Source organism: Nanhaiella sioensis (genome assembly GCF_046557775.1).
GTDB lineage: Bacteria > Bacillota > Bacilli > Bacillales > SM2101 > Nanhaiella > Nanhaiella sioensis.
In genome coordinates this window covers 2,835,530-2,846,729 of sequence record NZ_JBKAEG010000001.1, presented here as the reverse complement: position 1 = coordinate 2,846,729, position 11,200 = coordinate 2,835,530, and the positions used below count along the sequence as shown (strand labels likewise).

At 36.8% G+C, this 11,200-nt stretch carries 10 protein-coding genes, 1 pseudogene and 1 riboswitch; all 11 genes and pseudogenes read right to left on the bottom strand.

The window, feature by feature from the left end; genetic code table 11:
• Window positions 1-8: 8 nt before the first annotated feature.
• Window positions 9-143: pseudogene (locus V1503_RS13110) on the bottom strand (DUF72 domain-containing protein); the annotation flags it as partial.
• A gap of 85 nt (window positions 144-228) precedes the next feature.
• Window positions 229-1,626 (bottom strand): Fe-S cluster assembly protein SufB, encoded by a 1,398-nt coding sequence (gene sufB / locus V1503_RS13105; protein ID WP_214481075.1) that lies wholly within the window; start codon window positions 1,624-1,626, stop codon window positions 229-231.
• A gap of 67 nt (window positions 1,627-1,693) precedes the next feature.
• On the bottom strand, window positions 1,694-2,131 hold the full coding sequence (sufU, locus tag V1503_RS13100) for a Fe-S cluster assembly sulfur transfer protein SufU (protein WP_214481076.1): 438 nt from the start codon (window positions 2,129-2,131) through the stop codon (window positions 1,694-1,696).
• Complete coding sequence (locus tag V1503_RS13095; protein WP_410627516.1) at window positions 2,121-3,341, bottom strand: cysteine desulfurase; 1,221 nt, start codon at window positions 3,339-3,341, stop codon at window positions 2,121-2,123. The genes sufU and V1503_RS13095 overlap by 11 nt, the downstream gene beginning before the upstream one ends.
• Window positions 3,341-4,654 carry a Fe-S cluster assembly protein SufD gene (gene sufD, locus V1503_RS13090; protein ID WP_410627514.1) on the bottom strand — a complete coding sequence of 438 codons (1,314 nt, stop codon included), beginning with the start codon at window positions 4,652-4,654 and terminating at the stop codon, window positions 3,341-3,343. Before sufD ends, V1503_RS13095 begins: the two co-directional genes overlap by 1 nt.
• 17 nt (window positions 4,655-4,671) lie before the next feature.
• Window positions 4,672-5,457, bottom strand: a complete 786-nt coding sequence (gene sufC / locus V1503_RS13085; protein ID WP_214481079.1) for a Fe-S cluster assembly ATPase SufC — start codon at window positions 5,455-5,457, stop codon at window positions 4,672-4,674.
• A 298-nt stretch (window positions 5,458-5,755) separates the two neighbouring features.
• The gene (locus V1503_RS13080; protein WP_410627511.1) at window positions 5,756-6,610 is read right to left on the bottom strand and encodes a MetQ/NlpA family ABC transporter substrate-binding protein; all 855 of its coding nucleotides are present in this window, start codon (window positions 6,608-6,610) and stop codon (window positions 5,756-5,758) included.
• Window positions 6,611-6,622: 12 nt separating this feature from the next.
• A complete protein-coding gene (locus tag V1503_RS13075; RefSeq protein ID WP_214481081.1) occupies window positions 6,623-7,291 on the bottom strand; it encodes a methionine ABC transporter permease in 669 nt (222 codons plus the stop codon).
• Window positions 7,284-8,309, bottom strand: coding sequence for a methionine ABC transporter ATP-binding protein (locus V1503_RS13070; protein WP_410627508.1), 1,026 nt, complete (start codon window positions 8,307-8,309; stop codon window positions 7,284-7,286). Before V1503_RS13070 ends, V1503_RS13075 begins: the two co-directional genes overlap by 8 nt.
• A gap of 440 nt (window positions 8,310-8,749) precedes the next feature.
• Window positions 8,750-8,858, bottom strand: a riboswitch (SAM riboswitch).
• Between the two features lie 154 nt (window positions 8,859-9,012).
• Window positions 9,013-10,317, bottom strand: coding sequence for an O-acetylhomoserine aminocarboxypropyltransferase/cysteine synthase family protein (locus V1503_RS13065; protein WP_410627506.1), 1,305 nt, complete (start codon window positions 10,315-10,317; stop codon window positions 9,013-9,015).
• Window positions 10,310-10,666 carry an SCP2 sterol-binding domain-containing protein gene (locus V1503_RS13060; protein ID WP_410629429.1) on the bottom strand — a complete coding sequence of 119 codons (357 nt, stop codon included), beginning with the start codon at window positions 10,664-10,666 and terminating at the stop codon, window positions 10,310-10,312. Before V1503_RS13060 ends, V1503_RS13065 begins: the two co-directional genes overlap by 8 nt.
• Between the last annotated feature and the right edge of the window lie 534 nt (window positions 10,667-11,200).

Genomic DNA, 11,200 nt, shown 5'->3' with positions numbered 1-11,200 from the left:
TAGGTGTACAAGGCATAAAAGGATGCATCTAGCTCTACGATTGGAAAATGAGCACTATAATGATGTAGCTTATCACGTGAGGAAGCCTTGTTTGGATATAAACTATCGTGATCACCCCAGCCTGTAAGACCGATGTAAATCATAATAACCTCCTATAAAATATAACGATGAACAACGCAAATTAAGAAAAGAACCCACAATATATGTGAGTTCTTTAACGATTATAAATTATCCGATTGAACCTTCCATTTCAAATTTGATCAGTCGGTTCATTTCAACAGCGTATTCCATTGGGAGCTCCTTAGTAAATGGTTCGATAAAGCCCATTACGATCATTTCTGTTGCTTCTTGCTCAGAAATACCACGACTCATTAAATAGAATAACTGTTCTTCAGACACTTTTGAAACCTTCGCTTCGTGCTCTAACGAAATATTATCATTTAAAATCTCGTTATATGGAATTGTATCTGAAGTAGATTTATTATCCATAATTAACGTATCACATTCGATGTTAGATCTTGATCCTTCTGCTTTACGACCAAAATGAACAATTCCACGATAAGTTACTTTTCCACCTTGCTTTGAGATCGATTTCGATACAATTGTTGACGATGTGTTAGGTGCAAGATGGATCATTTTCGCTCCAGCATCTTGATGCTGTCCTTTACCAGCGATCGCAATCGACAATGTCATCCCTCTTGCGCCTGCACCTTTCAAAATAACAGCTGGGTATTTCATTGTTAGCTTCGAACCGATGTTACCATCAATCCATTCCATCGTAGCATTTTCTTCACATACCGCACGCTTTGTTACGAGATTAAAGACATTATTTGCCCAGTTCTGAATCGTCGTATAACGACAATACGCGTCTTTCTTAATAATAATTTCTACGACAGCACTGTGTAATGAATTTGTTGTATAAACTGGTGCCGTACAACCTTCTACATAATGAACGTGTGCACCTTCATCAACAATGATAAGTGTACGTTCAAACTGTCCCATATTTTCAGAATTGATTCTGAAATATGCCTGTAAAGGTGTATCTACCTTAACTCCAGGTGGAACATAAATAAACGATCCGCCTGACCACACTGCAGAGTTTAATGCAGCAAATTTATTATCAGTTGGTGGAATGACTTTCCCCCAATGCTCTCTGAAGATATCTTCATTTTCTTTTAGAGCAGAATCAGTGTCTTTGAACACAATTCCAAGATCTTCAAGGTCTTCCTTCATGTTGTGATAAACGACTTCAGATTCATACTGCGCAGATACTCCAGCTAAATATTTTTGTTCTGCTTCAGGAATACCTAGTTTATCAAAAGTTGTTTTAATTTCGTCTGGAACTTCATCCCATGATTTCTCGGATTTTTCAGATGGCTTCACATAATATGTGATGTCATCAAAATTCAAGCTCGCTAAATCTCCACCCCATTGTGGCATCGCTTGATTATAAAAATGCTCTAGCGACTTCAAACGAAAGTCGAGCATCCATTGTGGCTCTTCCTTCATGCGAGAAATTTCTTCAACAATCTCTTTTGTTAAACCTCGTTTTGAACGGAAAATCGACACATCTTTATCCGCAAAACCGTATTTATAATCACCTATTTCAGGCATTTTTTTTGCCATTGATCGCAGCCTCCTTTAACTAAATGTTCATCAGATGAGAAAGTTGGACATTTTCACGTCCTCTCAGTTACTCTTTCCCTTGTAAACCTTTTTCCATAGCCTTCCATGCAAGTGTTGCACATTTTATTCTCGCTGGAAATTTTGAAACTCCTTGTAAAGCTTCAATATCACCTAAATCGATATCATCGTCATACTCTTTGCCCTGCATCATATCTGAGAAGATTTTTGAAAGTTCCATTGCCTTTGAAATTGGCTGGCCTTTTATCGCTTGTGTCATCATTGACGCAGATGACATTGAAATTGAACAGCCATCTCCTTCAAATTTGGCATCTACAACTTTTCCATCTTCTACTTTCATCGTTAAATGAATCCGATCACCACATGTTGGATTATTCATATCCACCGTTACGCTATCTTCTTCAATAGCACCTCGATTACGTGGTTTTTTGTAATGATCCATAATCACTTGACGGTATAGCTGGTCAAGATTGGCATTAAAAGACATTGCTAAAGTACTCCTTTGTTTTAATTAATGAAGAAACAAAACGATCTACATCCTCTTCATTATTATATATATAGAAGCTAGCACGTGCAGTAGCCGAAACATTTAACCATTTCATTAATGGCTGAGCACAATGGTGTCCAGCCCTTACTGCAATTCCATCAGCATCTAATACCGTTGCTACATCATGTGGATGTACGTCATCAACATTAAACGTAACTAACCCAGCTCGTTTGCTTGGCCCATATACAGTACATCCATCGACCTCCGATAGTCTGTGTAAAGCATATTGAGCTAATGTATGTTCATGTGCTTCAATCTTATCTAGTCCAATTTCTTCAAGAAAATCAATCGCTGCTCCAAAACCAATCGCACCTGCAATAATCGGTGTTCCACCTTCAAATTTCCAAGGTAGCTCTTTCCAAGTCGATTCATATAAGTCAACGAAATCAATCATTTCTCCACCGAACTCAACTGGTTCCATATGTTCAAGTATATGTTTTTTTCCGTATAATACTCCTACTCCTGTCGGTCCGCACATTTTATGAGCAGAAAAGGCGTAGAAGTCACAATCTAAGTCTTGGACATCTACTTTCATATGCGGAGTACTTTGGGCTCCGTCAACAACCATAACAGCACCGTGCTTATGAGCAATCTTCGTAATTTCTTTAATAGGGTTAATTGTACCTAACACGTTGGAAACGTATACCATCGATACAATCTTCGTGTTATCCGTTATTGTGTTTTCTACATCCTCTAAGGAGATTGTGCCGTCTTCCTGTAACGGTAAGTATTTCAAAGTCGCTCCAGTTGCTTTTGCAAGCTGTTGCCAAGGAATAATATTACTATGGTGCTCCATGTAGGTAATGACAATTTCATCACCTTCTGCAAGGTTGGCACGGCCATAACTAGCTGCAACTGTATTAAGTGCAGTAGTTGTACCGCGTGTAAAAATAACTTCCTCAGTGCTTCTTGCATTAATAAATTTTCGAACCTTTTCTCGCGCGCCTTCATAGCCATCTGTAGCCTTTGTACCTAAAGTATGAACACCACGGTGTACGTTAGAATTGTACTGGCGGTAATATTGATCAAGTGCTTCAATAACAGATGTTGGTTTCTGTGAAGTCGCTGCGCTGTCCAGATAAACTAAGCTGTTTCCATTAACCTCTTGGTTTAGAATCGGGAACATATCACGAATATCTTGGATATTCATTATTTTACTTTCCTTTCGATTACCTCAACTAACTGTTCTTTAACCGAATCAATTGGAAGCTCGTTAACAACAGGTGCTAAAAAGCCATGAATAACGAGACGTTCCGCTTCTTCCTTCGGCAACCCACGACTCATTAAATAATATAGTTGAATTGGATCAACTCGACCAACAGATGCAGCGTGTCCAGCTGTTACATCATCTTCATCAATTAATAGAATCGGGTTTGCATCTCCGCGTGCTTTTTCACTAAGCATAAGAACGCGTGATTCTTGTTCTGCATTAGATTTTGAAGCCCCATGCTCAATCTTTCCAATGCCATTAAAGATAGAGGAAGCTGCCTCTTTCATAACACCATGCTTTAAAATATAACCTTCAGAATGCTTCCCATGGTGCACTACACTCGTTGTGAAATTTTGAGTCTGCTCACCGCGGCCAACAACCACAGTTTTAGTATCTCCGTAAGATCCATCACCAATAAGATGGGTAATATTTTCCGATACTGTATCTCCGTCATTCATTAGGCCTAATGCCCACTCAATTTTCGAATCTCGACCAGCTACTCCACGGCGATTTACGTAAGTCGTAACACCTTGTGCCAGATTATCAACGGCACCATACGTTACTTTGGCATTAGTGTTTGCAAACACTTCCGTAATAATGTTAACAACTCCGTCATTAACCTCCGTAGTAGAAATATAGTTCTCTACATAAGTGACCGAGCTATTATCTTCAGCAACTATAATCACATGGTTCATTAATGTAGCGTCTGCATCATCGTGTACATATACAGCCTGTATCGGTGTATCAACCTCTACATTTTTCGGAACGTAAACGAATACTCCTCCGTTCATTAAAGCTCCATGTAATGCTGTTAGTCGGTGCTCATCAATCTTTACTCCATCGTTCATATAATACTTCTGTAAAAGATCACTATGTTCACGTGCTGCAGTTTGGATATCAGCTAATATAACACCCTTCGCTGTTAAATCTTGTGGTAGCGTTAAAAATGCAGCTGTATTATTACGTTGAATATATAGGCTTTTATCATCTTTTTCACTTTCAATGAGTGCCTTCACCTCACTTGAAAGTTCGTCTAACGATGTATATTTTTCGCTATTTACTAGGTGGTTCTTAAAATTAGCAAAATTCCATTTATCTATTTTAGTTTTATCAGGTTTTGGCAGAGGTAACTCTTCATATTTCGCAAGAGCTTGTAAGCGGAGATCTAGTAACCATTCAGGTTCACCTAGTTCTTTTGACAAGCCTCTAATATAATCCTGATCGAATGCATGTTTCGTATCAATTGTTGACATGTCCATCCTCCTAACGCTTACGCTTCTTGGCCTACTGTTTCATCTTCAATTCCAAGCTCATGTTTAATCCAGTCATAGCCTTCTGCTTCAAGACGTTGAGCTAGCTCAGGACCACCTGATTTAACAACACGGCCTTGCATCATTACATGTACTTTGTCTGGAGTAATATAGTTTAATAGACGTTGATAGTGAGTAATAATTAAACAACCGAACTCAGAACTTCTCAACTCATTAATACCTTTGGAAACAACTTTTAACGCATCGATATCTAGACCTGAGTCAATTTCATCTAAAATTGCAATCTTCGGCTCAAGCATCATTAATTGCAAAATTTCATTACGTTTTTTCTCACCGCCTGAGAAACCCTCATTTAAGTAACGTTGTGCCATATCTGGGTCCATTTCTAAGAAGTCCATTTGCTTATCCATTTTACGAATAAACTTCATTAATGAGATTTCATCGCCTTCTTCACGACGAGAATTAATAGATGAACGTAAAAAGTCTGCGTTTGTTACACCACTAATTTCACTTGGATATTGCATAGCAAGGAATAGACCAGCACGCGCACGCTCATCTACTTCCATTTCCAGCACATCTTCACCGTCCAGTGTTATGCTACCTTGCGTTACTTCATATTTTGGATGACCCATGATTGCCGCAGATAAGGTTGATTTACCTGTACCATTAGGTCCCATAATCGCGTGAATTTCTCCACCTTTTATGTCAAGGTCTACCCCTTTTAGAATTTCTTTACCGTCAATAGAAACATGAAGATCTCTAATTGTTAATGTTGATGCTGCCATTACTATACCTCCAATTTATCTTCTATACTATTTGTTTAAATACTTTCATTCTCATTTTATTCTCATTACAATCTTATAACAAATGAAAAGTATTAGCAACCATTTAACACCATAGCTATACTTTTTAAATAAAAAAGTTTAAAAAGTATTTTCTTTCATTATATGTAGAAAAGTAAAGATTGTCTTCGACATATATTGTTTGCATAAAAAACAAAAAACATCCAAAATACACATCAAACTCATTATACGATAATAAGAAGAAAAAACCAGTGAAATCACTGGTTTTTCTTCTTATTTCTTATTCCGAAACAGGGACAACTGCTCCTTCAAATTCTTCAATAATATAATTTTGGATTTCTTCTGAGCGCAAAGCGTTAACTAATTCGACAATTTCCTTATTTTTTTCATCACCACTACGCACAGCAATAATATTTACATAAGGAGAATCAGCGCCTTCAATTGCTATAGCATCATCTAACGGATTTAATCCAGCATCAATCGCATAGTTTGTATTGATTAAAATAGCATCACCTTCGTCATTATTATAAAACTCAGGTAATAAAGCAGCGTCGATTTCAGCTTCAAATTCCAGATTTTTTGGATTTTCTACAATATCATCAAGTGTTGCTGCTACTTTTTCAACATCATCTGCTAACTTAATTAAGCCCTGTGATTCTAGCATTGTTAAAATGCGCCCATGATCAGCCACTGAATTACTCATAATAATTACAGCGCCTTCTGGTAATTCATCTAAGCTGCTATATTTTTGTGAATATACTCCGATTGGTTCAATATGAACGCCACCCGCATTCACGAAATCATAGCCTACATCCGCCATTTGCGATTCTAAATATGGTATATGTTGAAAATAGTTAGCATCAAGGTCACCACTATCTAAATCTTCATTCGGTAAAATATAATCTTGATATGTTTCTATAACTAAATCAATTCCCTTGTCAGCTAATATCGGTTGTACTTGTTCTAAAATCTCCGCATGCGGTACATTCGAAGCTCCAACTACTAATGGCTTGTTCTCCTCTGAAGCTTGATTAGTTTGACTCTTTTCTGATGAACTTTCTTTTTTACTCGTTCCACATGCTGCCAAAGCAAAAACTACGAGTAATGTACTTACGATTGCAAATATTTTTTTCATGATGATCTTCTCCTATCTTTTGTCTATTTTTGATGTTATAAAATCTCCAATGTATTGGAGGATAAACACTATAATAAGAATAAAAATGGTTGCTACAACAACAACATCGGTATGACGGCGAGAAAAACCTTCTAAATAAGCCAAATTCCCAAGCCCCCCCGCACCGATAATTCCAGCCATAGCAGTATAACCAACTAGAGCAATTGCTGTCACTGTAATTCCTGATATGAGTGCAGGAAGTGCTTCAGGTAGCAGCACCTTGAAAACGATTGTTCTTGTTTTCGCCCCCATAGACCGTGCCGCCTCAATAACACCTTTATCAATCTCTCGCAATGCAATTTCTACCATTCTTGCGTAGAAAGGTGCTGCTCCAATTACGAGAGCAGGTAAAGCGGCATTTGCTCCTCTAATTGTCCCAAGCATGAATTTTGTTAACGGAATTAATAAAATGATTAAAATAATGAATGGTATAGAACGAAAAATGTTTACAAAACTACTGATGATTGTATTAATCAGCTTATGTTCCAATAGGTTGTCCTTCGATGTTAAAAAAAGTAAGAGCCCTAAAATAACACCAAAAACAAATGTTGCAATCACCGATGTAACAGTCATATATAACGTTTCAAATGTTGCTTCCCACATTTTTTCCCAATTAACGTTTACAAATAGTTGACTAACCATGCTGTATCACCTCCACTGTCACATGTTTTTCCTTTATATATGTGATCGAGCGGTTTATCTCTTCATCGGTTCCTGTCATATGAATAAACAATGTGCCATATGCACCGTGTTGTGTATGTGAGATCTTTCCTTGTATAATATTAATACCAATATTAAACTGGCGGATTAATTCTGCTATTAAAGGTTGTTCAGCATCATCCCCAACAAACAATAGCTTAATTACTTTACCTTCAGGGTAGCTTTCTAAAATATGCTCAATTGTTTCTGTCGCTTCTTCTGGTTCTGTAATTTGCTTAACAAACTGCTGAGTAATAGAAGCTTTCGGTTGCTGAAACACCGATAACACTTCACCTTGTTCAACAATGCTGCCATCTTCCATTACAGCTACACGGTGACATATTTTACGAATCACATGCATTTCATGAGTGATTAACACAATTGTGAGACCTAGCTTTTTATTAATATCCACAAGCAGTTCAAGAATTGAGTCTGTTGTTTGTGGATCAAGTGCTGAGGTTGCTTCATCACATAATAATACTTTCGGACGATTTGCTAAAGCACGAGCTATTCCAACTCGCTGCTTTTGGCCACCACTTAGTTGTGAAGGATACGCATTTTCTCTTCCCTCCAACCCTACTAGCTTGATTAGCTCATCAACCCTTTTCAACCGTTCTTTTTTACGAATACCAGCAATTTCTAATGGAAATGATATATTCTCCCTTACAGTTCTTGACCAAAGCAAATTAAAATGCTGAAAAATCATACTAATTTCTTGTCGTGATTTACGTAACTCACCCCCTTTAATAGAGGTCATATCATAATTATTGATCGTAATTGTTCCTTCTGTTGTTGCTTCAAGCTGGTTTAACAAACGAATGAGTGTACTTTTCCCTGCGCCACTGTAACCAATAATGCCAAATATTTCACCCTTGCCAATATTCACATTGACATTATCTACAGCAACTACTTCTCCTTCTTGAGATTGATATACTTTTTTTACCCCAGATAGCTTTATCAAAAGGCTCACCTACTTCCTTAATCATATTATTCATATAAATTTAGTGCGTTTTATGTTACAAACTAAACGATCTGCCAAATTTAGCTCTTCTAGCAGCTAGATAGTCGTTTTATCCATTATCATTGTTTTATCAAAGGCTCTTTTCGTAAAATTTGTTTCTATCGTTAACAATTCAGCAACTATAGTTGTTGTTGATTTTCAAAAGATTAGATGGCATGAACTATAGTTGTATATTTGTACTTCTTCATACAAACTACAACAATCATTATGAAAACAGCATGTGTAAAAGATAAGATATTACGAATACCAAATGAATACATGTTTATATTTTTGTACGAACAGCAACATTTAATGCGTAATCAACCTAATAGAAAAGCTTAGCAACAAAATTAAAAAGCCTTTCCGCACATATGAGCAGAAAGGCTTAATTATATTCCTTTCTCTCATCTATCAAAGCATACGCTTCGTGTGAATTGGCACCATTTCAACTTCACCGTTGATGGTTGCCGGGCTTCATAGGGCACATCCCTCCACCTCTCTTGATAAGAGTATATATCAATGTTTAATTTATTCATTTTTAAAATTACATTTCAAAATTAATCTCTTTTAAAAAGTATAGTTGTGATTCTATCACGCTCATTTATATGTGTCAATGAATATCTTTATGGAATTTACATACAAAACAAATATCAATTCACCCTAATTATTTACTTTGAGTTAGTCCTGTAGCTGTCTCTATTGCTTGCTCTAAGTCTTCTAATAGGTCGTCAATATTCTCAATTCCAACTGACAATCTTATCAAATCTTCTGTTACACCTGAAGATTTTAAGCCCTCGGTACTTAATTGTTGATGTGTTGTACTTGCTGGATGGATAATCAAGCTTTTAGCATCACCTACGTTTGCTACATGCGACCATAGCTTCACATGATTAATTACTTTAGCGCCTGCTTCTCTCCCTCCTTTAATGCCGAACACAACGATGGACCCACTACCTTTTGGTAAATATTTTTTAGCAAGTTCTTTTGCAGGATGATCTTTATGGTCGGGATACAAAACCCACTCTACAGCAGGGTGTTTCGCTAAATATTCAACGACTTTCCTGGCATTATTAATATGTTCTTTCATCCGTACATGTAATGTTTCTAGTCCAAGGTTAAATTGATAAGCATTAAATGGACTTAATGAAGCACCTAAATCCCTTAATAATTGCACCCTAGCTTTGACGATAAATGCACTTTCTCCAAGTGCTTCTGCGTATATAAGATTATTGTAGCTTGGGTCAGGGGCTATAAAGTCTGGGAACTTCTCAGAATTCCAATTGAATTTGCCACCATCAACGATTATTCCCCCTAAAGTCGTACCATTTCCTAAAAGCCACTTTGTAGCAGAATGAATGACAATATCAGCACCATAGTCAATCGGTCTACACAGATAAGGAGTAGCAAATGTATTATCAATGATTAGCGGAATTCCAGCTTCGTGAGCAATTGAAGCAACCTTCTCAATATCCAATACGTGTAAGCTTGGATTACCAATTGTTTCAGCAAATATCGCTTTTGTTTTAGAAGAAATGGCCTTTGCAAAATTTTCAGGTTGGGAAGGGTCAACGAAGTGAGTTGTTATACCATATTTCGGCAATGTGTTAGCTAATAAATTATACGTTCCACCATATAAAGTAGATGCTGCAACAATTTCATCATCTACTCCTGCTAGATTAAGAATCGCAGTCGTTATAGCAGCCATTCCACTTGATAATGCTAATCCACCAATTCCACCTTCAAGTAATGCCACTCTTTCCTCCAAAACAGTTACAGTAGGGTTGTGTATCCGTGAGTAAATATATCCTTCTTCTTGGAGTGAGAATAAATTAGCTGCATGGCTCGTATCCTTGAATCTAAATGCATTTGATTGATAAATTGGTACTGCTCTTGCACCTGTCACTGGATCAGCTTCTAATCCTCCATGGACACTCAAAGTTTCTAAACGATAATCTTTCTCATTACGCATTTTTTTCTTCCCCTTCTCCTTTAATATTTAAAGCAAATAAAGATTCTAGTAAAAGAATGTATCTGAATTTCCCTTGGCAAATGATACTTTGTCGACTTATCAATTTTTGTAACTTTTCTTTACCAGATAACAATTCGTAAAACTGCTGGGGTTCAGCACCTAATGAAATGTCTGCAGGACTTTGTTGCCGATTGCTCAACTCCAATCCCCTTGCTGTTAACACAACTTGAACTTTCTCTTTATTACTTTCAAAATTAACAATGATTGCTTGGTTAGGTAGGAGTAGGTTTAAGTGTGAATTTTGAACGAACCTATTATTAAACTCGTTAAGAAATAAACTAAGTTCCATACATTCAGTTACGATAAACATATGACTAGCTGTTCTACATGTGTATAGGAGTACTTCACCAATTCATACAACCTAGTACAACAAACAAGTAATATATTTTCGGTAACTTCTCTCCCCCCCTCGTTCCTTAGAATTATAAGAAAGTGTGCAAATGTTTAGACCATCTTCTACAAGCGTCGGAACCATCCCATATAAAGGAGACTATTCAATTTAGTTAACGTGTTTATTATCTAAATTGAATAGGCTCTTTAGCTGGACAGCCAAAAGAGTAAAGGACTTTTATATCCTCTATTAACTGAACTTTAGGTCACTTTTGCTCTTCTAGGTACGTGAAACAACTCGTAACGCTAAACATCCTGTAAAGCTTAAGGTCAACAAAATATTTTTATTATTTTAAAATTTTCGATATTTCAAGGCAAACTCCTTCAAGAAATTAAAAGTAATGCCGAGCTACCTCTTTCTGAGCGCTCACTCCCTTGATGAGATTCAGGTTTTCCACAACTGAATTTGTTTTTGTTGAAATTACTGGAGGAG

Excerpts from the sequence above, each read along its gene's own strand:
- sufB (WP_214481075.1), bottom strand. The coding sequence starts at position 1,626 with ATGGCAAAAAAAATGCCTGAAATAGGTGATTATAAATACGGTTTTGCG.
- sufU (WP_214481076.1), bottom strand. The coding sequence starts at position 2,131 with ATGTCTTTTAATGCCAATCTTGACCAGCTATACCGTCAAGTGATTATG.
- V1503_RS13095 (WP_410627516.1), bottom strand. The coding sequence starts at position 3,341 with ATGAATATCCAAGATATTCGTGATATGTTCCCGATTCTAAACCAAGAG.
- sufD (WP_410627514.1), bottom strand. The coding sequence starts at position 4,654 with ATGTCAACAATTGATACGAAACATGCATTCGATCAGGATTATATTAGA.
- sufC (WP_214481079.1), bottom strand. The coding sequence starts at position 5,457 with ATGGCAGCATCAACATTAACAATTAGAGATCTTCATGTTTCTATTGAC.
- V1503_RS13080 (WP_410627511.1), bottom strand. The coding sequence starts at position 6,610 with ATGAAAAAAATATTTGCAATCGTAAGTACATTACTCGTAGTTTTTGCT.
- V1503_RS13075 (WP_214481081.1), bottom strand. The coding sequence starts at position 7,291 with ATGGTTAGTCAACTATTTGTAAACGTTAATTGGGAAAAAATGTGGGAA.
- V1503_RS13065 (WP_410627506.1), bottom strand. The coding sequence starts at position 10,317 with ATGCGTAATGAGAAAGATTATCGTTTAGAAACTTTGAGTGTCCATGGA.
- V1503_RS13060 (WP_410629429.1), bottom strand. The coding sequence starts at position 10,666 with ATGGAACTTAGTTTATTTCTTAACGAGTTTAATAATAGGTTCGTTCAA.